This window comes from Streptomyces sp. NPDC014733, assembly GCF_043083385.1.
GTDB lineage: Bacteria > Actinomycetota > Actinomycetes > Streptomycetales > Streptomycetaceae > Streptomyces.
Genome location: NZ_JBIBYO010000015.1, coordinates 57,945 through 80,897, shown reverse-complemented (window position 1 = coordinate 80,897; position 22,953 = coordinate 57,945). Strand labels below are relative to the sequence as shown.

The window sequence follows — 22,953 nt, the reverse complement described above, 5'->3', positions numbered from 1 at the left end:
CGCCGCCCTCATCGGCGTATTGACCGCCGCTGAGCACGCTCCCTACGGTGCTGACGACCCTGTCCACACCTCTGAACTCCGTCCGCGTGGGTCGGCGTTCGGAGGCCGCGCCGTTCCGCCGGAGGATCGCCCATGCCCGCACCCCGCACCGTCCTGCTCACCGGCGCCGCAGGCGGCCTCGGCACCCTGATGCGCGAACTGCTGCCCCCGTACGGCTACCGGCTGCGCCTCTTCGACGAGCGGCCGGTGCCGGACGCGCCCGACGCGATCACCGCACCGCTCGCCGACCGCGAGGCGCTGCGCGCGGCGGTCCGCGGAACCGACGCGGTCATCCACCTCGCCGGGATCTCCCTGGAGTCCTCGTTCGACCAGATCCTGCGGGCCAACATCGAGGGCGTCCACCAGCTCTACGAGGCGGCCCGCGAGGAGGGGGTGAGCCGCGTCGTCTTCGCCTCCTCCAACCACGCCGTCGGCTTCACCCCGCGCCCGGCCGACGGTTCGGCCGCCATCGGGATCGACACCCCGCGCCGCCCCGACACCTTCTACGGCCTGTCCAAGGGGTTCGGCGAGGACCTCGCCTCCCTCTACCACGACCGGCACGGCATCGAGACGGTCTCGCTGCGCATCGGCTCCTGCTTCCCCGAGCCGACCAGCGTGCGGATGCTGTCGATCTGGCTGAGCCCGGCGGACTGCGCCCGGCTGCTGCACGCCGCCCTCACCGCCGAGGGCGTCGGCCACACCGTCGCCTACGCCTCGTCCGCCAACACCCGTCTGTGGTGGGACCTGTCGACCGCCCGCGCCCTGGGGTACGCACCGCAGGACGACTCCGAGCCGTACGCGGCGGCGCTGATCGCGGCGCAGGGAGAGCTGGATCCGGACGAACCGGCCCACGCCCACCTGGGCGGCGCGTTCTGCACCGACCCGCCCCGCTGGCCGCACTGAGCCCGGCCCGCGTACGGTCGGGCGGTCCGTCGCCGATCCGCCGGCGGAGGGAACTCGCACCCCCTCCACGGCGTCCTTGAGGGCGACACGCCAGATACGGAAACCGCACGTCACACCGGCGCCACGGCGCGCAGGAACGAGGAAACACACCATGGGTATCGTCAGCTGGATCGTCCTGGGGCTGATCGCGGGCGTCATCGCCAAGATCCTGCTGCCGGGCCGGGACCCGGGCGGCCTGGTGGGCACCACGCTCACCGGCATCGTCGGGTCGTTCGTCGGCGGCTGGCTGTCCGTCAAGGTCCTGGACCGGCCCATACCGAAGGACATCTTCGACCTCTCCACCTGGGTCGCCGCCATCGCCGGCTCCCTCGTGCTGCTGATCCTCTACCGGCTGCTCTTCGGCAACTCCACCGAGCGCCGCTGACCGGCCCGGCCGCCCGCCGGAGCCGGTCCGGCGGGCCCGCGGAGCCGGACCACCCGGACGGGCCCGGGTAATGGAACCGCAAAGGCGAGCCGTTCGTTACTGCTGGCATGACCGCAATGACTCCTGGCTCGAATCTCCCGCTCGGCGCCGCACGGGTGGCGGTGGACGTCACCGCCCCCGTGCGGCTGGACGTCTCGGGCCTGTTGCTCACCGCCGCAGGCAAGGTGCGTTCCGATGACGACTTCGTCTTCTACAACCAGCCCAGCGGCGGCCCCGGGGTGACCCACGGCGCCGGGGCGGCCGGAGGCGGTGACACCATCACCGTCGACACCGCGGCGATCCCCGCGGAGATCGAGAAGATCGTCGTCACCGCGAGCCCGGACGCCCCCGGCGCCACCTTCGCCGGTACGGAGCCGACCGGCACCGTGCGCGACGCCGACACCGGCGCCGTTCTCGCCTCCTTCACCCCGCCCGGGCTCGGCCCGGAGACCGCGCTGGTCGTCGTCGAGATCTACCGCAGGGGCGGCGCCTGGAAGGTCCGCGCCGTCGGCCAGGGATACGCGAACGGGCTCGCCGGTATCGCCACCGACTTCGGCGTCACCGTCGAGGAACCGGCGGCGCCCGCGGCTCCGGCCGCCGCTCCGGCACCCCCGGCGGCGCCGCCCGCTCCGGCCCCCGCGCCGCAGGCCGCTCCCGCCCCTCCTGCCCCGCCCGCCACGCCGCCCGCCGGGCAGTGGGCGCCGCCGACCGGTGCCCCCGCCCCGCTGGCCCCGCCGCCGGGCGCCACGCCCCCGGCCCCTCCGGCGCCGCCCGCCGCCGGGAAGGTCAATCTGGACAAGGGCCGGGTCAGCCTGCGGAAGAACGAGACGGTCTCGCTGGTCAAGGGCGGCCGCCCGCTGCTCGGTTCGGTCCGGATGGGCCTGGGCTGGGAGCCCGCTTTCCGTGGCAAGTCCATCGACCTGGACGCCTCGGTCATCGCCTACGGCCCCGACCGCAAGAAGATCGACAACTGCTTCTTCGGCAAGCTGACCGTCCTCGACGGCGCCATCCAGCACTCCGGCGACAACCTCACCGGCGACGGCTCCGGCGACGACGAGACCATCACCGTCCATCTCGGCGGCATCCCGCCGCAGGTCACGGGCCTGGTCTTCACGGTGAACTCCTTCTCCGGCCAGAAGTTCACCGATGTCGCCAAGGCGTACTGCCGCCTCACCGACGCACAGACCGGCGCGGAGCTGGTCCGCTTCGACCTCACCTCGGCCGAGCCCCGCACCGGCGTCCTGATGGCCAAGCTCATCCGGCAGTACTCCGGCGAGTGGGAGATGACGGCGCTGGGTGAGTTCGTCGACGCGCGGACGGTCCGCGGGATGACCAAGCCGGGCGGCGCGGCGCTCTGAGCCGGCACCCCGGCGGCGGGCGGCGGCGCTCCGCCCGCCGCCGGGCCGGTCAGCGCGCCGCCGCCCGCTCCGGCAGCCCCACCAGCCGGGCCAGCCGGGCGTACGACTCCAGCACCGCCCCGCGCTCGTACGTACTGGTGCTCACCAGCACCTCGTCCGCCCCGGTCTCCCCGATCAGCGTCCCCAGCGCGTCGGCGACCTCCTCCTCCGTGCCGTGGATCCGGCCGTGCAACTCCTCCTCGGCGTAACCGCGTTCGCGCGCGCCCATCGCCGCTTCCGCCGGTGGTCCGGCCGCCGGCCGCAACGGCGGGAAGACCCCGTGGGTCCGCGCATGGGCCATGGCGTACGCCTCCGGCAGCAGCATCCGGTAAGCCGCCGCGGTCGTGGCGGCCACCGCGACCGTCGCGGCCACCACGACATACGGCCGCGGCCACGTCGCCGAGGGCCGGAACGCCGCGCGGTAGCCGTCGATCGCCTCCCGCATCCGGCGCCGGCCGCGCACCTCGCCGATGACCAGCGCCAGCCCCGCCTCCGCCGCCACCTGCGCCCCGGCGCCCGTCGCCAGGACGAACGCGGGGACGCGGAGCCCCTCGGCGGGCCGGGCGTGGACCTGGGGATGGGCGCGCTGGGTGCCGTCGAAGTAACCGGTCAGCTCGGCCAGTTGCGCCGCGAACCCCGCCCCGTCCGCCTTGTCCGCGCCCAGGGCGCGGCGGATGCCGTCGGTGAACCCGGGCGAGCGGCCGAGCCCCATGTCGATCCGCCCGGGGAACAGCGCCTCCAACACCCCGAACTGCTCGGCCACCACCAGCGGCCGGTGGTTGGGGAGCATCACCCCGCCCGTGCCGACCCGGATCGTGTCCGTCGCCCCGGCGACCGCGGCGGCCAACACCGTCGGCGCGGAACCGGCGACGCCCGGCACGCCGTGGTGCTCGGACACCCAGAAGCGGTGGTAGCCGAGGCGTTCGGCGTGGCGCGCCAGCTCCACCGTGTCGCGCAGCGCCGCCGCGTCGGGGTGTCCCTGCCGGGTGCGGGAGCGGTCCAGGACCGAGAAGCGGGTCGTCCGTGTCGTCGGGCTCATCTCTCCTTCAACGCCCGCGGGCGCCCAGGATTCCGCCGTGCCCGGGGGTCACCCGGACGTCACCGCCGGTGGCCGGGGCGGTCCTGACGGCGCCAGGGACCGGTGACGGCAACCATCAGGCCGGGTTCCTGAAGACTGACGACGAGGGTGCGCCCGTCGGGCGGAAGGACCGGGCCGGTGAACGCGCCGTGCTCCGGCCCCCCGGCGGTGCCGCTGTCCATGCCGCCGCGGGCGACCGGGCGGGTCCGGCCGTCGCCGGTGGCACCGAAGGGGTGCCGGACGCCCTCGCCGTCCTCGTCGCCGATCGGCCCGGTGTGCGGCGAGACGCTGATGGTGCCGGGGCCGTCGTACGCACCGTCCCGCTCCGGGGCGGGGTTGACGCCGAACCGCAGCGTGAGCGTGAGCGTCCGGCGGCCCGGATCGAGGAACCACACCTGCCCGGCGTGCCGGCCCGGGCTCTGCGCGCAGGGGGACGAGAAGACGAGGTACGCGCCGCCGTCGGCCCACCACATGCCCGCCGGCCTCCGGGCGCGGGTGATCTCACCGTCGTCGAACTGCCGGCGCACCGGGACCGTACGGGCGGCGCGGTCGGGGACCTCGATCCAGTCGACGCCGTGGACCGTGCCGGGCCGGGTCGCCCGGGAGAGGTCGTCGACGAACCGGCCGCCGGAGTCGTAGCAGCGGGCCGCGGCGAGCACCCCCGCGTCGTCGGCGAGGTCCCGCAGCCGGCCGCGACCGTGCCGGAAGCCGGGCGGCGGGGTCCAGCGGTAGAGCAGCCCGTCGGGGGTGCCGGCGTTCTCGGTGCCGGCGTTCTCGGTGCCGGCGTTCTCGGTGCCGGCGTTCTCGGTGAGGTAGAGGTGGCCGCGGCGCGGGTCGGCGACGACGGCCGCGCAGGCGAAGCGGCCCAGCGCCGTGAGCGGCCGGGCGGCACGGCCCGCGGCGAGATCGTCCGGGACGCTCTCGAAGGCATGATCGTCGTGGGCCGGCCCCTCGGCGGGCGGCACCGGGTGCGGCCGGTCGGACCGGGGGCCGGCCGGCTCGCGGCCGTCGACCGGCGGGGTGGCGGCGCGCGGCCCCGCGGAGGCGCCGGTGCCGTCGTGGTGCGGGGGCGTGGACGCACCGCTGTCGGGCGTGGTGACGCCGGTGCGGGGGACGATGCGGTACGAGAACCCGGCAGGCAGCGCGAGAATGCCGTCCGGGCCGGGGACGAGCGGACCGTGGCCCGGGCCGTGCGCGCCGACTCCGTTGGCGGGCCCGGCACTCGTGGCGCCCGCTTCGGGCCCGGCGACCGGCACCCCCGCACTCCCGGCCGGGGCGCCCCCGGCACCGGTGGCGGCGCCCGCGGCGAGGTCTCTCCGGGTCAGCGGCATGGTCATCTCCTGAACGGCCGGATTCGGTCCCGTACGGCTACCGGCACACGCTCCCGCCCGCCCGCGAACGGCAGTTGAACGGGGCACGACGGGCCGGGATCCGGGCGTCGGCGCGTGCGCCCCGGCAGCCGGGACCGCGGCGCTCACCCGGGAACCGGCCGCGCCCCCGGCTTCCGCCGCCCGCCCCGTCCGGGGCCCGACCTGGCGCGGGCCCGACCTGCCGCGGAAGCCGGGCGACCGGGCATGACGTCGTCCGGGACGGTCCCGGGACGCGCCCGCCGCCGGGCCACACCTGCCCCGACACGCCGGCGGGCGGCGCCGACACCCTCGTGTCCGCGCCGCCCGCCGTGCCGGGCCCTGTGCCGGGCGTCCGCGTCAGTTCCCCGCGCGCGAGCGCGCCTTGTAGGCGGCCTTACGTGCCTCCTTGGCGGCCTTCCGGTCGGGGTGCAGCCGGCCCATCGCCTCCAGGACGTCGGCGGTCGCCGGGTGGTCCACCCGCCAGACCGCGTCGAAGAAGCCGCTGTGCTGCCCCGTCAGCCCCACGACCAGGTCGCGCAGCTCCTCGGTGTCCTCGTCCGCGGTGCCCAGCTGGGCGGCGATGGTGTCGACGGTGAGCCAGAAGATCATGTCCTGGGACGGCTCGGGGATGTCGGCGAGGCCCCGCTCGGCCAGCCAGACCCGGGCCAGCCCGCCCAGCTGCCGGTCGTCCAGCACCTCCCGGAGCGCGGGCTCCGCCGCCGCGTCGACCAGCGCCAGCGTCTGCTGCGCGGCGAGCCGCCGCAGCGGCGCCCGCTCGTCGTCACCGCGGGCCGCCACCAGCAGCTCCCGTGCGGCATCCAGCGGCGTACGGGGCGCGAGCCACTGCTCGGACTCCTCCCGCGCCAGGTCCTCGGGGTAGTCGGGCAGCTCCTCCAGCAGCGTCCCGGCGGCGGCGTCCCGCAGATCGCCGACGGCCGGGGCGTACACGCCCGCCTCCTGCATCCGGGCGCGGACCGCGTAGACGCCGAGCGGGGTCAGCCGCACCATGCCGTAGCGGGTGACGTCCTCGTCGGTCAGCGGCTCGGCGGCGCGGACCGTGTCGCCCGCGTCGTCCAGCTCCTCGATGAGCGCCTCGTCGACCGGCTGGTACGCCACCAGACCGATGGGCTCCAGCACCCGGAACTGGTCGTCCAGGCGCATCATCGCCTCGGAGACCTCTTCGAGGATGTCGTCGGTCGGCTCGTCCATGTCGTCGGGCACGATCATGGAGGCGGCGAGCGCGGGCAGCGGCACGCTCTGGCCGGGCTCGTCGCCGAGCGCGGTCAGCAGGTAGAGGTTGCCGAGGATGCCGTCGAGGAGTTCGGCCTCCTCCTCCGGGTTCCAGTCGAGGGCGTCGAGGTCGAGCTCACCGCCGTCGGCGAGCTGATCGGCGAGGTCGGCGAGGTCCGGGGCGACCGCGTCGGCGAGGACCGTCTCCATGCCGCCGAGCCAGATGTCGAGGACGTCCTGCGGGCTGCCGCCGGTGAGCTGCGCCAGCTCCTCACCGGGCGTGGCCAGGCCGACGGCGGCGCCGTCCTCCGTGTCGTCCCCCTCGCCGGTCTCCTCGGTCTCCTCGATCTCGACGAGGCCGGTGTCGACGGCGAGCTGCCACGCCTCCGCGGTGAGCCCGGGGCCGTCCTCGTCGGCGGTGAGGCCCAGGTGTTCGGTGGCGGCGCCCAGCGACTCCTCCAGGATCTCGCCGCCGACGCCGACGGGGACACCCCGCTCGGCCCAGCGGGCGAGCTGCGCCGCCCGCGCCATCAAGGGGGCGCTCAGCGCGTCCCGGGCCAGTTCCGCGTCGGAGTGCAGCCGCACCGGCGGCAGGGTCGGGCGGTCTGCGGACATCTGGGGCTCAGCTCCTCGGAGGACTTCGGCTCGTGCGCGCCCCAGCGTAGACGGAATTCGCCGCATGCCGGACGGTTCACCCCGCGGCCCCCTGCCGGTCACCCGGAACACCTTGACAACTCCCCTGGGCACACAAGAGATTGACGCGCGTAGAAGGCGCGGATCACGCGCCCACCCCCCACTCCGCACCCGCTTCTTCCCCCCTCCGGAGGCACCACCATGCCGTCCTCGCCGTCCCGCCGTCCGCTCCGCAGACCGGTCACCGTCGCCGCCGCGGTGGCCGCCGCCCTCACCGCCGGACTGGTGGTGCTCCCGCAGACCGCCCACGCCGCCGGTACCCGCATCCACGACATCCAGGGCACCACCCGCGTCTCCCCGCTCGCCGGGAAGCAGGTCTCCGGTGTGCCGGGCGTCGTCACCGCGCTGCGCACCTTCGGCTCCGCCCGCGGCTTCTGGGTGCAGGACCCGCAGCCGGACGACGACCCGGCGACCAGCGAGGCGATCTTCGTCTTCACCGGGAAGACGACACCGCAGGTCGCCGTCGGTGATGCGGTCACCGTCGCCGGTACGGTCGAGGAGTACTACCCCGGCGGCAAGGACGCCGGGCTCCAGTCCGTCACCGAGCTGACCGGCGCCACCTGGCAGGTCACCGCGTCCGGCCGGCCGCTGCCCGCCGCCGTCCGCCTGGACGCCGCCGCGATACCCGGCGCCTACGCCCCCGACGCGGACGGCGGCAACATCGAGTCGCTGCCGCTGCGCCCCCGCTCCTATGCCCTGGACCTGTACGAGTCCCTGGAGGGCATGCGGGTCTCGGTCGCCGACGCACCCGTCGTCGGCCCGACCAACGCCCACCACGAGCTGTGGGTGACCGCCGACCCGAAGCACTCCCGCACCGCCCGCGGCGGCGTCCTCTACGGCTCGTACGCCGACCCCAACCCGGCCCGCATCAAGATCGGTTCGCTGCTGCCGCTCGACACGGACCCCTTCCCGGTGGCGGACGTCGGCACCACCCTCGGCGGCACCACCGAAGGCCCGCTGGACTACGACAACTTCGGCGGCTACACCCTCCAGGCCACCACACTGGGGAAGGTCACCGGCAAGGCCCCGGCGCCCGAGGCGACCCGCGCCTCCCGGCCCGGTGAGGTGGCCGTCGCGACGTACAACGTCGAGAACCTCTCCCCCGCCACCGGGCAGGCGAAGTTCGACCGGCTGGCCAAGGGCCTGGTCAAGAACCTCGCCGCGCCGGACGTGGTGGCCCTGGAGGAGGTCCAGGACAACAGCGGGCCCACCGACGACGGCACCGTCGCCGCGGACGGCACCCTGAAGAAGCTGACCGACGCCGTCAAAGCGGCCGGCGGCCCCGCCTACGCGTGGCGGCAGATCGACCCGGAGAACGACAAGGACGGCGGCCAGCCCGGCGGCAACATCCGCGTCGCGTTCCTCTACAACCCCGCGACGGTGAGCTTCACCGATATCCCGGGCGGCAACGCCACCACCCCCGTCGAACCCCGCGCCGACCACGGCAGGGCGACGCTCTCCGCCTCGCCCGGGCGGATCGCGCCGACCGACCCGGCGTGGCAGGACAGCCGCAAGCCGCTGGTGGGCCAGTTCGCCGTCAAGGGCCGCCCGGAGCGCCGGTTCTTCGTCGTCGCCAACCACTTCAACTCCAAGGGCGGCGACCAGGGCCTCGACAGCCGTTTCCAGCAGCCCGCCCGCAGCTCCGAGAAGCAGCGCACCGCCCAGGCCGGTCTGGTGAACCGCTTCGTCAAGGACCTGCTGGCAAAGGACGCCAAGGCCGAGGTGGTGGTCGCCGGTGACCTCAACGACTACCAGTTCTCCCCCGCCCTGAAGACCCTCACCGCGGGCGGCGTCCTCACCGACCAGGTCAACGGCCTGCCCCGCGCCGAGCGCTACGGCTATGTCTACTCCGGCAACTCCCAGGTCCTCGATCACATGCTCACCAGCCCGCAGCTGCGCGGCACCGACTACGACGTGGTGCACCTCAACGCGGAGTACGCCGACCAGGCCAGCGACCACGATCCGCAGGTGCTGCGGATCCGCCCCTGAGCCACCCCACCCGGGGCGCCGGTGACCGGCCGGCGGGCCGCCGCGAGGCGTCCGCCGCCGCCCGCGCCCCGGGCCCCGTCAGGCCCCCGGGCCGGGGGTGAACGGCGCGGGCGGCGGCCCGAAGCCACCTCCCGCGGCGGGTGCCCCGGCCGCCGGCGGCGCGCCCGCGCCCGCCGGCCCGGCGCCCACCGGCACCTCCGCGCCCGGTCCGTCACCCGCCTCCGGCTCCCGCTCCCCCGGCACCAGATCGCGTACCAGCAGCGTCGCCCCGGCCACCGCGCCCGGCATCAGGAACACCGCGGCGAAGGGTATGAGGAACAGCAGGACGACGGGGGTGCCGAAGCCGACGGCGAGCGCCTTGCGGCCGCCGAGCAGCCGCAGCCGCTCCCGCACGGGTATGTCGCGGCGCTGCATCGCCACCGACGTCAGCTCCACGGCGAGGAAGAAGCCGGAGACGCAGAAGCCGACGGCCGGGACGACGGTCTGCCCGACGAACGGCAGGAAGCCCAGCACGAACACCGCGATGCCGAACGGCGCCGCGCGCAGCAGCACATGGACGCTGTCGCGGAGCGCGATCCAGATCTCCCGCCACAGCGACCGGTCCGGCGCGCTCGGGCAGTGCCCCTCGGACTCCTCGACCCGCTCCGACAGGGACTCGTAGAACGGGTCGCCGATCAGCAGCGTCACGGCCGTGAACGTCAGCACGGAGAGCATCAGTCCCCCGGCGACGAGCAGCGCCACGAACAGACCGCGCAGCAGCCCCTGCCACGGCGCGCCCCAGCCGTCCGCGAACGGCGTGGCCCACGCGGCGAGATCCCCCGCGAAGAGGGCGAGCACGGTCAGCGCCGCGCCGTAGAGCACCAGCGCGATGAGCGCCGGGATCATCCCGAACCCCCACCACCGCCCGTGCCCGGCGACCCACCGCTGTCCCCTGGCCAGATACCGCATCCCCGCTGCAAGATCACGCATGTCGCAAACCCTACGTTCGGCCCGCGCCCGGCCGGTAGGGCTGTGGACAACCGCGCGGCGGACACGCGAACGCCCCCGTACACGGCGGTACGGGGGCGTTCGCGGCACGCGGCGGCGGCTCAGTTGTGGCTGTGCAGCACCTCGTTGAGGCCGCCCCACGTCGCCTTGTTCGGGCGGGCCTCGACGGCTCCGGTGGTGGAGTTGCGGCGGAAGAGGATGTTGTCGGCGCCGGACAGCTCCAGGGCCTTGACGACCTGACCGTCGGGGAGCGTGACGCGGGTCCCGGCGGTGACGTAGAGGCCGGCCTCGACGACGCACTCGTCGCCGAGGGCGATGCCGATGCCGGACTCGGCGCCGAGCAGGCAGCGCTCGCCGATGGCGATGATCTGCTTGCCGCCGCCGGAGAGGGTGCCCATCGTGGAGGCGCCGCCGCCGATGTCGGAGCCGTCACCGATGACGACGCCCGCGCTGATGCGGCCCTCGACCATGGAGGTGCCGAGCGTACCGGCGTTGAAGTTGACGAAGCCCTCGTGCATGACGGTGGTGCCGGCCGCGAGGTGGGCGCCCAGGCGCACCCGGTCGGCGTCGGCGATCCGCACCCCGGCGGGCGCGACGTAGTCGGTCATCCGCGGGAACTTGTCGACGCTGGTGACCTGGAGGTGCTTGCCCGCGGCGCGGGCGTTGAGGCGGACCGTCTCCACCTGGTCGACGGCGACCGGGCCGAGCGAGGTCCAGGCGACGTTCGCCAGCAGCCCGAACTGGCCCTCCAGGCTCAGGCCGTGCGGTGCGACGAGCCGGTGGCTGAGCAGGTGCAGGCGCAGGTAGACGTCGTGTGCGTCGAGCGGCTTGTCGTCGAGCGAGGCGATGACCGTGCGGACGGCCACGACCTCGACACCGCGGACCGGGTCCGGCCCGACGGCCTGCGGCGCGGCCTCGCCCAGCAGTTCGGCCGCCTGCTCGGCGGTCAGCCGCTCGGTACCGGCCGGGCCGGGCGCGGCGTCCAGGGTGGGCGCGGGGAACCAGGTGTCGAGGACGGTGCCGTCGGGCGTGACGGTGGCGAGCCCGGCGGCGACGGCGCCGGTCGTACGGGAGGTAGCAGCATCGGTCATGCCGAAAACCTAACCGGAGGGCCCCCGCCGAGGCGAACCGGTCTCACCGCCCGGGCCCGGCGACCGGGACCCGCCCGGTCCGCTGCCCGGAAAGCGGCCCACCGCAGGTCCCGCGCCCGCCCGGTCCGGACCCGCGCCCGGCGCCGCCGCCCGGCCGCCGGCCGCGGACGGCCGGACGCCCGCCGCTCAGACCAGCGCCGCCGTCAACCCGGCCCGCAGCGCCTCCGGTTCGAACGGGCGGCCGGTCAGCAGGTGCTGGAGCATCAGCCCGTCGGCGAAGGCCACCAGCGCGCGGGCGGTGGGCAGATCGCCGGTGCGGCGGGCGAGCACCCGGGCCATCTCGTCGAGGCAGTCGGCGGCCAGCGGCCGCAGCCGGGGGTGGCGCAGCGCCGCCAGATACAGCTCGTACTCCAGCGTCACCCGGGCACGGTCCCCGGCGAGCGTGTCGGCGACCAGCCGCAGCACGTCGTCGGCGGCCGGCGCGTCACCGTCCAGCCCGTCCACCCAGCGGCCGAAGTCCGCCAGCCACCCGGCGTTGACCTGCTCCAACGCGGCGACGAGGAGATCGTCGAGGGTGGCGAAGTGGTATGTCGTCGAGCCGAGCGGCACATCGGCGGCCGCGGCGACCGCGCGGTGGCTGAGCCCGGCGATGCCGCGGGCCGCGACCACGCCGATCGCCGCGTCGATGATCCGCTGCCGCCGCTCGGGGTCGTGCCGCCGGGCCATCAGTGCGCACCGCCCATGTGGAGCACCACGACGCCCGCGATCACCAGCAGCACCCCGAGGATCTTCAGCGGGCCGGCGCTCTCGCCGAGGAAGACCATGCCGATCGCCGCGATCACCGCCGTACCGGCGCCGGCCCAGATCGCGTACGCGGTGCCGACGCTCATCGTCCGGAGGGTCCGGGCGAGCAGGGTGAAGGCCACGAGATAGCCGGCCAGCGTGGCGAGCGAGGGCCACAGCCTGCTGAAGCCGTCGCTGTACTTCATCGCGGTGGTCGCCAGGATCTCCGAGAGGATCGCCCCGGCCAGCGTCAGATAGCCCATGGCGGGAGCCTAACCGGCGATGCGTACAGATGTACACATCCCGGCGCCGCACACGCCGACGGCCGTGCCCTCCGAGGTGTCGGAGGGCACGGCCGTACGGGGTGACGGGGCGTCGGTCAGACGTTGAAGCCCAGGGCGCGCAGCTGCTCGCGGCCGTCGTCGGTGATCTTGTCGGGACCCCACGGGGGCATCCAGACCCAGTTGATCTTCAGCTCGTTGACGATTCCGTCCGTGGCGGACTTCGCCTGGTCCTCGATGACGTCGGTCAGCGGGCAGGCCGCGGACGTCAGCGTCATGTCGATGGTGGCGATGTTGGCGTCGTCGATGTGGATGCCGTAGATCAGGCCGAGGTTGACGACATCGATCCCCAGCTCGGGGTCGACGACGTCGTACAGGGCCTCGCGGACCTCTTCCTCAGAGGCCGGCTTGGTCAGGGTGTTCTCGGGCGTGTCGGTCATGCGGTCTTCGCCTCCTCGGAAAGGGCCTTGGCCGTGGCGTCCTTCCACGCCATCCAGCTGAGCAGGGCGCACTTCACCCGTGCCGGGTACTTCGAGACGCCGGCGAACGCCACGGCGTCCTCCAGCACCTCCTCCATCGCGTCGTCGGGCTCCAGCTTGCCCTTGGACTGCATCAGCTCCAGGAAGGTCTCCTGGATCTGCTGCGCCTGTCCGAGCTCCTTGCCGACCAGCAGGTCGTTGAGCACCGACGCGCTGGCCTGGCTGATGGAGCAGCCCTGGCCGTCGTAGGACACGTCCGCGACGGTCGTGCCGTCCAGCCGCACCCGCAGGGTGATCTCGTCCCCGCAGGTGGGGTTGGTGTGGTGCACCTCGGCATCGCCGTCCCGAAGACCGCGCCCGTGCGGGTGCTTGTAGTGGTCCAGGATGACGTCCTGGTACATCGAATCCAGCTTCACGGCTCAGTCAGTCCTCGTCCTCATCCGCTGTGCGTGGTCTACCGCTCTGTCTGTCTAACCGAAGAAATTGCGGACGTACTCCAGGCCCTCGACCAGGGCGTCGACCTCGGCCGGGGTGGAGTACAGATAGAACGACGCACGGGTGGTCGCAGGAATTCCGTACCGCAGGCAGACCGGCCGCGCGCAGTGGTGGCCGACCCGGACCGCGATGCCCTGCTCGTCGAGCACCTGGCCGACGTCGTGCGGGTGGATGTCGCCGAGCGTGAAGGAGATCGTCGCGCCGCGGTCCTCGGTCGTGGACGGGCCGATGAACCGCAGGTCCGGGACCTCCAGCAGCCGCTTGACGGCGTACTCGGTGATCGCGTGCTCATGCGCGGCGATCTTGTCCATGCCGATCGCGGAGAGGTAGTCCACGGCCGCGCCGAGGCCGACGGCCTGCGCGATCGGGGGCGTACCCGCCTCGAACTTGTGCGGCGCGGGCGCGTACGTCGACGAGTGCATCGAGACGGTCTCGATCATCTCGCCGCCGCCGAGGAACGGCGGGAGGTCCTCCAGCAACTCCTGGCGGCCCCAGAGGACGCCGATGCCGGTCGGGCCGCACATCTTGTGGCCGGTGAAGGCCACGAAGTCGGCCTGGAGGGCCTGGACGTCGAGCACCATGTGGGGGGCGGCCTGCGAGGCGTCGATGACGACCAGCGCGCCGACCTCCTGGGCCCGCCGGATGATCGCTTCCGCCCGGTTGATGGTGCCCATGAGGTTGGAGACCAGGGTGAAGGAGACGACCTTGGTGCGGTCGGTGATGACCTCGTCGACGCGGGAGAGGTCGAGCCGGCCGTCGTCGGTGAGACCGAACCACTTCAGCTTCGCGCCGGTGCGCTGCGACAGCAGCTGCCACGGGACGATGTTGGAGTGGTGCTCCATCTCCGTGATGACGATCTCGGTCTCGTGGTCCACGCGGTACGGCTCATCGGCCCAACCGAGCATGTTGGCCACGAGGTTGAGCGACTCGGAGGCGTTCTTGGTGAAGATCACCTCGTCGCGGCTCGGCGCGTTGATGAAGGCGGCGACCTTGTCGCGGGCGCCTTCGTACAGCTCCGTGGCCTCCTCGGCGAGGACGTGGACACCGCGGTGAACATTGGCGTTGTGGCGCTCGTAGTAGGCGTTCAGCGCATCGAGCACCTGGCGCGGCTTCTGCGAGGTCGCCGCGTTGTCCAGATACACGATCTTCTTGCCCTCGTGGACCTGGCGGTCCAGGAGGGGGAAGTCCTTGCGGATCGCCTCGGTGTCGAGGAGGCCCGGAATCTGTGTCACAGGGTCGCGCCGCCCTTCGTGTACTCCTCGTAGCCCTCGGCCTCCAGCTTGTCGGCCAGCTCGGCGCCGCCGGATTCGACGATGCGGCCGGCCGCGAAGACGTGGACGTGGTCGGGCTTGATGTAGCGCAGGATGCGCGTGTAGTGGGTGATCAGCAGGGTGCCGACCTCGCCGGTCTCGCGGACGCGGTTGACGCCCTCGGAGACGGTGCGCAGCGCGTCGACGTCGAGGCCGGAGTCGGTCTCGTCGAGGATCGCGATCTTCGGCTTGAGCAGCTCCAGCTGGAGGATCTCGTGGCGCTTCTTCTCACCGCCGGAGAAGCCCTCGTTGACGTTGCGCTCGGCGAACGCGGGGTCCATCTGGAGACGCTCCATGGCCTCCTTGACCTCCTTGACCCACAGCCGCAGCTTGGGGGCCTCGCCGCGGACGGCGGTGGCGGAGGTGCGCAGGAAGTTGGAGACGGAGACGCCGGGGACCTCGACCGGGTACTGCATGGCGAGGAAGACGCCGGCGCGGGCGCGCTCGTCGACGGACATCTCCAGGACGTCCTCGCCGTCGAGGGTGACGGTGCCGCCGGTGATCGTGTACTTGGGGTGACCGGCGAGGGAGTACGCGAGGGTCGACTTGCCGGAGCCGTTGGGGCCCATGATGGCGTGCGTCTCGCCCTGCTTCACGGTCAGGTCGACGCCCTTCAGGATCTCGCGCGGGCCGTTCTCGGCTTCGACGGAGACGTGCAGGTCGTGGATCTCAAGCGTTGCCATGGGGAACTCAGGACTCCTGGGTGACGGAGACGAGCACGGAAGCTTCCGGGCCCTCTCCTTCGATCTTGACGGGGTAAACGGGGACGGGACGCGTCGCGGGGAGGCCGGACGGCTTGCCGGTGCGCAGGTCGAAGCTCGATCCGTGCAGCCAGCACTCGATCGAGCAGTCCTCGACCTCGCCCTCCGACAGGGAGACGTTCGCGTGCGAGCAGATGTCGTTGATCGCGAACACCTCGCCCTCGGTGCGGACGAGGGAGACCGGCGTGCCGTCGATTTCCACCCGCTTCGGGGTGTCCTCCGCCAGCTCGCCCAGCGTCGCCACACGTACGTAACTCATGCCGCGGCCGCTTCCAGCTCGGCCTCGATCTTGGCCATCAGACGCTCTTCGACGTCCGGCAGCCCGATCTGCTGGATCAGCTCGGCGAAGAAGCCGCGCACGACCAGGCGGCGGGCCTCCTCGGCCGGGATGCCACGGGCCATCAGGTAGAAGAGCTGCTCGTCGTCGAAGCGGCCGGTCGCCGAGGCGTGACCGGCGCCGACGATCTCGCCGGTCTCGATCTCCAGGTTGGGGACCGAGTCGACCCGCGCGCCGTCGGTGAGGACGAGGTTGCGGTTGAGCTCGTAGGTGTCCGTGCCGGTGGCGGCCGCCTGGATGAGGACGTCGCCGATCCACACCGCGTGCGCGTCGTCGCCCTGCAGGGCGCCCTTGTACGTGACGTGCGAGCGGCAGTTGGGCACCGAGTGGTCGACCATGAGGCGGTGCTCCTGGTGCTGGCCGGCCTCGGTGAAGTACAGGCCGTACAGCTCGGCCTCGCCGCCGGGCGCCGCGTAATTGACCCGCGGGTGCAGCCGGACGAGGTCGCCGCCGAAGGTCACGACGACGGACTTGAAGCTCGCGTCGCGGCCGATCAGCGCGTTGTGCTGGCCGACGTGGACGGCCGTGTCGTCCCAGTCCTGGACGGAGACGACGGTCAGCTTGGCGCCGTCACCGAGGAGGTAGTCGACGTTGGCCGCGAGGGTGGCGTCGCCGGTGTGGTCGATGACGACGACCGCCTCGGCGAACGCGCCCAGCTCGATGACCTGGTGGCCGAAGGCGGTGCCGCCCTGGCCCTGCACACCGATCCGGATCGGCTCGGTGAGCTGGGTGTCCTTGGGGACGGTGACGACGTGCGCCTTCTCGAAGGAGGTGTACGCCTGCGCGGCGACACGGTCCACGGGGGTGCCCGCCTTGCCAACCCGCGGGTCGTCGCGGTCCACGGTCTCCTGGGTGACACCCGCCGGGGTCTCGACGGTGACGAGGACGCCGCCTTCGGTGACCGCGGTGCCGTCGTGCAGGCCCTTCAGGCGGGCGAGGGGGGTGAACCGCCACTCCTCCTCCCGGCCGTGCGGCACCGGGAAGTCCGCCACGTCGTAGGAGGGCGGCGCACTCATGCGGGTGGCGACGGTGGACTCCGCGGCCACCGCGATGGAACCGGTGGTCGTGGAACCCGCCGGGATGTTCTGAGCCTCAGCCATGGCTGTCGTCGTGCTCGCTTTCTCGTTGCGATACTCGGCCTTCCCGGGGGAAGGCCGCCGCGTCGGTCAGGGGTGTTCCGTGGCCGTCAGCCGACCGCGCCTTCCATCTGCAGCTCGATCAGCCGGTTGAGCTCCAGCGCGTACTCCATCGGGAGCTCCTTGGCGATCGGCTCGACGAAGCCGCGCACGATCATCGCCATGGCCTCGAACTCCGTCAGGCCACGGGCCATCAGGTAGAAGAGCTGGTCCTCGCTCACCTTGGAGACGGTCGCCTCGTGGCCCATCGACACGTCGTCCTCGCGGACGTCGACGTAGGGGTAGGTGTCCGAGCGGGAGATGGTGTCGACGAGCAGGGCGTCGCACAGCACGTTGGACTTGGAGCCCGCCGCGCCCTCACCGATCTCGACCAGACCGCGGTACGAGGTGCGGCCGCCGCCCCGCGCCACCGACTTGGAGACGATGTTGGAGGAGGTGTTCGGCGCCATGTGGACCATCTTGGAACCGGCGTCCTGGTGCTGGCCCTCGCCCGCGAAGGCGATGGAGAGCGTCTCGCCCTTGGCGTGCTCGCCCATGAGGTAGACCGCGGGGTACTTCATGGTCACCTTGGAGCCGAGGTTGCCGTCGATCCACTCCATCGTCGCGCCCTCGTAGGCGACGGCGCGCTTGGTGACGAGGTTGTAGACGTTGTTCGACCAGTTCTGGATCGTCGTGTAGCGGCAGCGGCCGCCCTTCTTCACGATGATCTCGACGACCGCGGAGTGCAGGGAGTCGGACTTGTAGATCGGGGCGGTGCAGCCCTCGACGTAGTGCACGTAGGCACCCTCGTCGACGATGATCAGCGTCCGCTCGAACTGGCCCATGTTCTCGGTGTTGATCCGGAAGTAGGCCTGCAGCGGGATGTCGACGTGGACACCCTTGGGGACGTAGATGAAGGACCCGCCGGACCAGACCGCGGTGTTCAGCGACGCGAACTTGTTGTCGCCGACCGGGATGACCGTGCCGAAGTACTCCTGGAAGAGCTCCGGGTGCTCCTTGAGCGCGGTGTCGGTGTCCAGGAAGATGACGCCCTGCTCCTCCAGGTCCTCACGGATCTGGTGGTAGACGACCTCGGACTCGTACTGCGCGGCGACACCGGCGACCAGACGCTGCTTCTCCGCCTCGGGGATGCCCAGCTTGTCGTAGGTGTTCTTGATGTCCTCGGGCAGGTCCTCCCAGGAGGCGGCCTGCTCCTCGGTGGAGCGGACGAAGTACTTGATGTTGTCGAAGTCGATGCCCGAGAGGTCGGAGCCCCAGTTGGGCATGGGCTTCTTGCCGAACAGCTTCAGGCCCTTGAGACGGAGCTTGAGCATCCACTCCGGCTCGTTCTTCTTGGCCGAGATGTCGCGGACGACGGCCTCGGACAGACCGCGCTTGGCGGAGGCTCCGGCCACGTCGGAGTCGGCCCAGCCGTATTCGTACTTGCCCAGTCCGTCGAGCTCGGGGTGGGCAGTCTCCGTGGGGAGCGTCATGCGGGGTTCCTCCCGGCCGTGCTTGCAGATGCTGTGGTGGTCTTCGTGGTGTCGGGCGCGGTGGTGCCGTGCGCGCCCGCCTTCGGGATGAAGGTCGTGCACACCCCGTCGCCGTGGGCGATGGTGGCGAGCCGCTGTACATGGGTCCCCAGCAGACGGGAGAAGACCTCGGTCTCCGCCTCGCACAGCTGCGGGAACTGCTCGGCGACATGGGCGACCGGGCAGTGGTGCTGGCAGAGCTGTTCACCGAGCTGGGAATTGGGCGCGCTGCGCGCCGTAGCAGCGTACCCGTCCGCGGTCAATGCCTCGGCCAGGGCCTGGGTGCGCCCCTCGGGCCCGGCGGCCTCGACGGCCCGGCGGTACCCCTCGGCCTGTGCGGCCAGGCGGGCGCGGGCGAACGCGGCGACCGCCGCCTCGCCCTCCTCGCCGCCACCGGCGCACCGTGCGATCCAGCGGAGGGCGTCGGTCGCCAGCTCGTCGTAGGACTGGTCGAAGGCGTCCCGGCCGCAGTCGGTGAGGGCGAACGCCTTGGCCGGGCGGCCGCGGCCGCGGGTGCCGTAGACCCGCTTCTCGCGAGGCTCGACGACGCCGTCGGCGGCCAGCGCGTCCAGGTGCCGGCGGACGGCCGCCTGGGTCAGCTCCAGGCGCAGCGCCAGCTCGGCGGCGGTGGACGGACCGTGATCGAGGATGGAGCGGGCGACGCGGTTACGCGTGCCCTGCTGCTCGTCCTGCGGGGCGGCGCCCCGGGCGGGCTGCCCGGAGACGACCGGGCGCGCCCCGGCGGCCGTACCGGCCGGGGATCCCTTCCGCTCCTCGCTCGCGTTTTTCACAACGCCATTGTTGCGTAATTCCGCGAGCCGCGACAACCCTCGACAGGGCCACGCAACGGTGTCCTCGATCACTTAGGGTTACCTAAACGAGGGGGGTCCGGAGGCCCGGAAGCCCTCTGTTGAGCGGAACGGGCGCGGACCGCGATCACCGCGCGGACGCCCGGAAATCCGCGGAAAAAATCTTCACCGGACCGGAGCGCCCGGGGGAGGCCACCCCCGCCTCGGCCCCGCTCCGCAGAACCGGCCCGGCGGCGGCTCTCCGCCGGGCGCTCCGTAGACTGCCGGTCATGCCCAGCACCTCCCCGGGGAGCCCCCGGACCCCCGGCAGCGCGCCCGCCGTAGAGGTCGCCGGCCTGGTCAAGCGGTACGGCTCCCGGTCGCCCAAGACCGCGGTGGACGGCCTCGACCTGACCGTCGCGCGCGGCAGCGTCACCGCCCTCCTCGGCCCCAACGGCGCCGGCAAGACCACCACCGTCGAGATCTGCGAGGGCTACCGCCGCCCGGACGCCGGAACGGTCCGTGTGCTGGGCCTGGACCCGGTCGCCGACGCCGCGCGGCTGCGGCCCCGGATCGGTGTGATGCTCCAGTCCGGCGGCGTCTACAGCGGCGCCCGCGCCGAGGAGATGCTGCGGCACACCGCCTCCCTGCACGCCGACCCCGTCGACGTCGCCCTGCTGATCGAACGGCTGGGCCTGGGCAGCTGCGGGCGCACCACCTACCGGCGGCTCTCCGGCGGCCAGCAGCAGCGGCTCGCGCTGGCGATGGCCGTCGTCGGCCGCCCCGAGCTGGTCTTCCTGGACGAGCCGACCGCCGGCCTCGACCCGCAGGCCCGCCACGCCACCTGGGACCTCGTCCGCGAGCTGCGGGCCGACGGCGTCTCCGTGGTGCTGACCACGCACTTCATGGACGAGGCCGAGCAGCTGGCCGACGATGTCGCGATCATCGACGGCGGCCGGGTCATCGCCCAGGGCACCCCCGAGGAGCTGTGCCGGGGCGGCGCGGAGAACACCCTGCGCTTCACCGGGCGCCCCGGACTCGACCTGGCGTCGCTGCGCAAGGCGCTCCCCGAGGACAGCACCACCGCCGAACCGGCCCCCGGCAGCTACCGCGTCACCGGCACCGTCGACCCCCAGATGCTGGCCACCGTCGCCTCCTGGTGCGCCCAGAACGGCGTCCTGCCCGACGCCATCGCCGTCGAACGCCACACCCTTGAAGACGTCTTCCTGGACCTGACCGGCAAGGAGCTGCGGGGATGACCTGGTGCCACACGCCGTCCGGCCGGGGGTCCGGGGGTCGCCCCCCGGGAGAACACCGTCTGAACCTGACCGGCAAGGAGCTGCGGGGATGACCGCGACAGGGACCTTCACCCCGCGGCCCGGTGCCGCGCCGCTCGGGCGGATGATCCGGGCGCAGGCGGCGCTGGAGACCCGGATGCTGCTGCGCAACGGCGAGCAGCTGCTGCTGACGGTCGTCATCCCGACGCTGTTGCTGGTGCTGTTCTCCGCCGTCGACATCATCGACACCGGCGCGGGCCGCGCCGTCGACTTCCTGGCGCCCGGCGTCCTGGCGCTCGCCGTGATGTCGACGGCCTTCACCGGGCAGGCCATCGCCACCGGCTTCGAGCGGCGCTACGGCGTCCTCAAGCGGCTCGCCGCCTCGCCGCTGCCGCGGTGGGGCCTGATGACCGCGAAGACCTGCGCGGTGCTGGTCACCGAGGTGCTCCAGGTCGCGCTGCTGACCGTGGTGGCGCTGGCGCTGGGCTGGTCGCCGCAGGGCAACCCGCTCGCGGTCGCCGCGCTGCTCGTCCTGGGGACGGCGGCGTTCTCCGGGCTCGGGCTGCTGATGGCCGGCACGCTGCGGGCCGAGGCGACGCTGGCCGCCGCCAACCTCGTCTTCCTGCTGCTCCTGGTGGGCGGCGGCGTCATCGTGCCGCTGACGAAGTTCCCGGACGCGGCGCAGACGGTCCTCGGGCTGCTGCCGATCTCCGCGCTCTCCGACGGGCTGCGCGCCGTCCTCCAGCACGGCGCCGCGTTCCCCTGGGGCGACCTCGGCATCCTCGCCGGCTGGGCGGTGCTCGGGCTCGGCGCGGCCGCGCGGTTCTTCCGCTGGGAGTAGCGGGCGGCCCCGCGGCGCCAGGGGCCGCGCCCCGCGCCCGCCGGGGCACCGGCCCGTTCCGGAGCGCGGGCCGCTCCGGACCACTACGCACCGTCCTGGGCGCCGCGCACCCCTCGTGAAACTTTGCACAAGGCGGCGCCTACGATGTCCCCCGTGCCGAAAACGCTGAACCCCCTAGAGCTGATCGCCCGCAGCTGCCAGCCGTCCGCGCGCTTCGTGCGGCGGGCCGCGCTGGCCACCGTCGTGATGGCCGTCATCATCGTCGTCACGGGCGGCGCGGTGCGACTGTCGCAGTCCGGCCTCGGCTGCTCCACCTGGCCGCGCTGCACGCCGGACAGCCTGACGCCGACGGCGGCGATGGGCATCAACGGCCTGATCGAGTTCGGCAACCGCCTGCTGACGTATGTGCTGTGCGCGGTGATCGGCCTGTTCATCATCGCGGCCCGGGCCCGCTCCCCGCGCCGCCGGTCGCTGACCCGGCTCGGCTGGGCGCAGTTCTGGATCGTCATGGGGAACGCCGTCGTCGGTGGCGTCACCGTCCTGACCGGCCTCAACCCGTACATCGTCGCCGCGCACTTCCTGCTCTCCACCGGGCTGCTCACGGTGGCCGTGGTGACCTGGTGGCGCTCTCGCGAGGGCGACGACGCGCCCCGGGACGTGGTCGCCCGGCCGGTACGTCAGCTGGCGTGGGTGCTGCTGGGCGCGACCGCCGTTCTGACGCTGGTCGGCACCCTCGTCACCGGCACCGGCCCGCACGCGGGCGACGCCCGGAAGGTCAACCGCATCCCGCTGAACTGGCAGGAGGTGACCCAGCTGCACGTCGACTTCGTCTACATCGTCGTCGGCCTGACGGTCGCCCTGTGGTTCACGCTGCGCGCGGTCAAGGCGCCCGCCGCGCCCCGCCGGGCCGTCCGCGACCTCGTCGTCTGCGTGCTCCTCCAGGGCGTCATCGGCTACGTCCAGTACTTCTTCGGGCTGCCGGAGCTGGTCGTCGGGCTGCACATGCTCGGTTCGACGCTGGTGTGGATCGCCGCGCTGCGGGTGGTGCTGGCGATGCGCGACCGGGGGCCGCTGGTGGAGCTGCCGGAGCAGCAGAGCGGCCCCGCCGAGGCGGTCCGGCCCGCCGAACCGGCCGCCGCCGGCTGACCGGCGCCCCTCGGGGCACCCGTACGGGAAGAGCCCGCCGGGCGCGTGACCTGCACGCGCCCGGCGGGCTCCGTCGTTCCTGCGGCGGCGGGCTCAGCCGTTGGCCGGGCCGCCGACCTGGATACCGGCCATCCGGGTCCACTCGTAGCGGCCGGTGCGGACCTTGGCGGCGAGGTCGCCGTCGAAGTCGTCCTGGAGAGCGATCCCGGCCTGCTCGGCGCCCGTCTGCGCCTCCTCCCGGGAGTCGGCGACGAGGTTGCCCCACTCGCCGTCGGCGCCCACGAGGGCGACGCGGATCCGGCCGCGGCCGATGTGCGCCAGCTGCCCCTCGGCGCTGCCGCCGTGCGCGGCCGCGAAGGCCCGCATCTCCTTGGCGAGCCGCGCCGCGTGCCGCCCGGTCCGTTTCTCCGCCCGCGCGTCGGTCCGCTCTTCGGCCGCCGGCTGCTCGTCCGCCTGCTTGGTGTCTGCCATACCCCGATGCTACCCACCGGTAGGGCTCTTGGGGAGGGGCGCCCGCCCCTCGGCCCCGGGCAGCGCGACGGCCCGCCCGGAGCGTGCCGGGCGGGCCGTGGAGCGAGGAGGTACGAAA

The 22,953-nt window shown here is 73.2% G+C and carries 23 protein-coding genes; 7 read left to right on the top strand and 16 right to left on the bottom strand.

Annotated elements, in window-relative coordinates; all coding sequences use genetic code 11:
• Window positions 1-132 precede the first annotated feature (132 nt).
• The 3 genes from ACF1BH_RS26870 to ACF1BH_RS26860 all read left to right on the top strand — a co-directional run bounded on the left by ACF1BH_RS26870 (window position 133) and on the right by ACF1BH_RS26860 (window position 2,763).
• Window positions 133-942, top strand: a complete 810-nt coding sequence (locus ACF1BH_RS26870) for an NAD-dependent epimerase/dehydratase family protein (protein WP_391646455.1) — start codon at window positions 133-135, stop codon at window positions 940-942.
• Window positions 943-1,093: 151 nt separating this feature from the next.
• The gene (locus tag ACF1BH_RS26865; RefSeq protein ID WP_391646453.1) at window positions 1,094-1,366 is read left to right on the top strand and encodes a GlsB/YeaQ/YmgE family stress response membrane protein; all 273 of its coding nucleotides are present in this window, start codon (window positions 1,094-1,096) and stop codon (window positions 1,364-1,366) included.
• Window positions 1,367-1,482: 116 nt separating this feature from the next.
• Window positions 1,483-2,763 carry a TerD family protein gene (locus ACF1BH_RS26860; RefSeq protein WP_391646570.1) on the top strand — a complete coding sequence of 427 codons (1,281 nt, stop codon included), beginning with the start codon at window positions 1,483-1,485 and terminating at the stop codon, window positions 2,761-2,763.
• Window positions 2,764-2,812: 49 nt separating this feature from the next.
• Here ACF1BH_RS26860 and ACF1BH_RS26855 read toward each other — a convergent pair whose 3' ends face one another.
• From ACF1BH_RS26855 to ACF1BH_RS26845, 3 genes are all read right to left on the bottom strand, one after another.
• Window positions 2,813-3,841, bottom strand: coding sequence for an MsnO8 family LLM class oxidoreductase (locus ACF1BH_RS26855; protein WP_391646451.1), 1,029 nt, complete (start codon window positions 3,839-3,841; stop codon window positions 2,813-2,815).
• Window positions 3,842-3,900: 59 nt separating this feature from the next.
• On the bottom strand, window positions 3,901-5,211 hold the full coding sequence (locus ACF1BH_RS26850; RefSeq protein WP_391646449.1) for an alkaline phosphatase PhoX: 1,311 nt from the start codon (window positions 5,209-5,211) through the stop codon (window positions 3,901-3,903).
• Between the two features lie 375 nt (window positions 5,212-5,586).
• Complete coding sequence (locus ACF1BH_RS26845) at window positions 5,587-7,074, bottom strand: hypothetical protein (protein WP_391646447.1); 1,488 nt, start codon at window positions 7,072-7,074, stop codon at window positions 5,587-5,589.
• Window positions 7,075-7,293: 219 nt separating this feature from the next.
• On the opposite strand from ACF1BH_RS26845, the gene ACF1BH_RS26840 reads away from it, so the two are divergent.
• Window positions 7,294-9,141, top strand: a complete 1,848-nt coding sequence (locus tag ACF1BH_RS26840) for an endonuclease/exonuclease/phosphatase family protein (protein ID WP_391646445.1) — start codon at window positions 7,294-7,296, stop codon at window positions 9,139-9,141.
• 78 nt (window positions 9,142-9,219) lie between these two features.
• Here the strand turns inward: ACF1BH_RS26840 and ACF1BH_RS26835 are convergent, their stop codons facing one another.
• From ACF1BH_RS26835 to ACF1BH_RS26780, 12 genes are all read right to left on the bottom strand, one after another.
• The gene (locus ACF1BH_RS26835) at window positions 9,220-10,110 is read right to left on the bottom strand and encodes an EI24 domain-containing protein (RefSeq protein ID WP_391646442.1); all 891 of its coding nucleotides are present in this window, start codon (window positions 10,108-10,110) and stop codon (window positions 9,220-9,222) included.
• A 119-nt stretch (window positions 10,111-10,229) separates the two neighbouring features.
• Window positions 10,230-11,219: a 2,3,4,5-tetrahydropyridine-2,6-dicarboxylate N-succinyltransferase gene (gene dapD, locus ACF1BH_RS26830; RefSeq protein WP_391646440.1), complete on the bottom strand. Its 990-nt coding sequence runs from the start codon at window positions 11,217-11,219 to the stop codon at window positions 10,230-10,232.
• Between the two features lie 186 nt (window positions 11,220-11,405).
• On the bottom strand, window positions 11,406-11,945 hold the full coding sequence (locus ACF1BH_RS26825; protein ID WP_391646438.1) for a TetR/AcrR family transcriptional regulator: 540 nt from the start codon (window positions 11,943-11,945) through the stop codon (window positions 11,406-11,408).
• Window positions 11,945-12,265: a DMT family transporter gene (locus tag ACF1BH_RS26820; RefSeq protein ID WP_391646436.1), complete on the bottom strand. Its 321-nt coding sequence runs from the start codon at window positions 12,263-12,265 to the stop codon at window positions 11,945-11,947. Before ACF1BH_RS26820 ends, ACF1BH_RS26825 begins: the two co-directional genes overlap by 1 nt.
• A 116-nt stretch (window positions 12,266-12,381) precedes the next feature.
• A complete protein-coding gene (locus tag ACF1BH_RS26815) occupies window positions 12,382-12,723 on the bottom strand; it encodes a metal-sulfur cluster assembly factor (RefSeq protein ID WP_030282991.1) in 342 nt (113 codons plus the stop codon).
• On the bottom strand, window positions 12,720-13,178 hold the full coding sequence (gene sufU, locus ACF1BH_RS26810; protein ID WP_391646434.1) for a Fe-S cluster assembly sulfur transfer protein SufU: 459 nt from the start codon (window positions 13,176-13,178) through the stop codon (window positions 12,720-12,722). The genes ACF1BH_RS26815 and sufU overlap by 4 nt, the downstream gene beginning before the upstream one ends.
• Before the next feature lie 54 nt (window positions 13,179-13,232).
• On the bottom strand, window positions 13,233-14,489 hold the full coding sequence (locus ACF1BH_RS26805; RefSeq protein ID WP_391646432.1) for a cysteine desulfurase: 1,257 nt from the start codon (window positions 14,487-14,489) through the stop codon (window positions 13,233-13,235).
• Window positions 14,486-15,250, bottom strand: a complete 765-nt coding sequence (sufC, locus tag ACF1BH_RS26800) for a Fe-S cluster assembly ATPase SufC (protein ID WP_391646431.1) — start codon at window positions 15,248-15,250, stop codon at window positions 14,486-14,488. Before sufC ends, ACF1BH_RS26805 begins: the two co-directional genes overlap by 4 nt.
• A 7-nt stretch (window positions 15,251-15,257) precedes the next feature.
• The gene (locus ACF1BH_RS26795; RefSeq protein WP_030282983.1) at window positions 15,258-15,587 is read right to left on the bottom strand and encodes a non-heme iron oxygenase ferredoxin subunit; all 330 of its coding nucleotides are present in this window, start codon (window positions 15,585-15,587) and stop codon (window positions 15,258-15,260) included.
• Window positions 15,584-16,765, bottom strand: a complete 1,182-nt coding sequence (gene sufD, locus ACF1BH_RS26790) for a Fe-S cluster assembly protein SufD (protein WP_391646430.1) — start codon at window positions 16,763-16,765, stop codon at window positions 15,584-15,586. Before sufD ends, ACF1BH_RS26795 begins: the two co-directional genes overlap by 4 nt.
• An 86-nt stretch (window positions 16,766-16,851) precedes the next feature.
• Window positions 16,852-18,273, bottom strand: a complete 1,422-nt coding sequence (gene sufB, locus ACF1BH_RS26785) for a Fe-S cluster assembly protein SufB (RefSeq protein ID WP_030282980.1) — start codon at window positions 18,271-18,273, stop codon at window positions 16,852-16,854.
• Entirely contained in the window at window positions 18,270-19,103 is an 834-nt protein-coding gene (locus tag ACF1BH_RS26780) for a helix-turn-helix transcriptional regulator (protein ID WP_391646428.1), read from the bottom strand. Before ACF1BH_RS26780 ends, sufB begins: the two co-directional genes overlap by 4 nt.
• Before the next feature lie 287 nt (window positions 19,104-19,390).
• Between ACF1BH_RS26780 and ACF1BH_RS26775 the strand changes: the two genes are divergently transcribed.
• The 3 genes from ACF1BH_RS26775 to ACF1BH_RS26765 all read left to right on the top strand — a co-directional run bounded on the left by ACF1BH_RS26775 (window position 19,391) and on the right by ACF1BH_RS26765 (window position 22,364).
• Complete coding sequence (locus ACF1BH_RS26775; RefSeq protein ID WP_391646426.1) at window positions 19,391-20,359, top strand: ABC transporter ATP-binding protein; 969 nt, start codon at window positions 19,391-19,393, stop codon at window positions 20,357-20,359.
• Between the two features lie 88 nt (window positions 20,360-20,447).
• A complete protein-coding gene (locus ACF1BH_RS26770; RefSeq protein ID WP_391646424.1) occupies window positions 20,448-21,218 on the top strand; it encodes an ABC transporter permease in 771 nt (256 codons plus the stop codon).
• A 153-nt stretch (window positions 21,219-21,371) separates the two neighbouring features.
• Window positions 21,372-22,364: a heme A synthase gene (locus ACF1BH_RS26765; protein WP_391646422.1), complete on the top strand. Its 993-nt coding sequence runs from the start codon at window positions 21,372-21,374 to the stop codon at window positions 22,362-22,364.
• 93 nt (window positions 22,365-22,457) lie between these two features.
• Here ACF1BH_RS26765 and ACF1BH_RS26760 read toward each other — a convergent pair whose 3' ends face one another.
• The gene (locus tag ACF1BH_RS26760) at window positions 22,458-22,835 is read right to left on the bottom strand and encodes a hypothetical protein (RefSeq protein ID WP_391646420.1); all 378 of its coding nucleotides are present in this window, start codon (window positions 22,833-22,835) and stop codon (window positions 22,458-22,460) included.
• Between the last annotated feature and the right edge of the window lie 118 nt (window positions 22,836-22,953).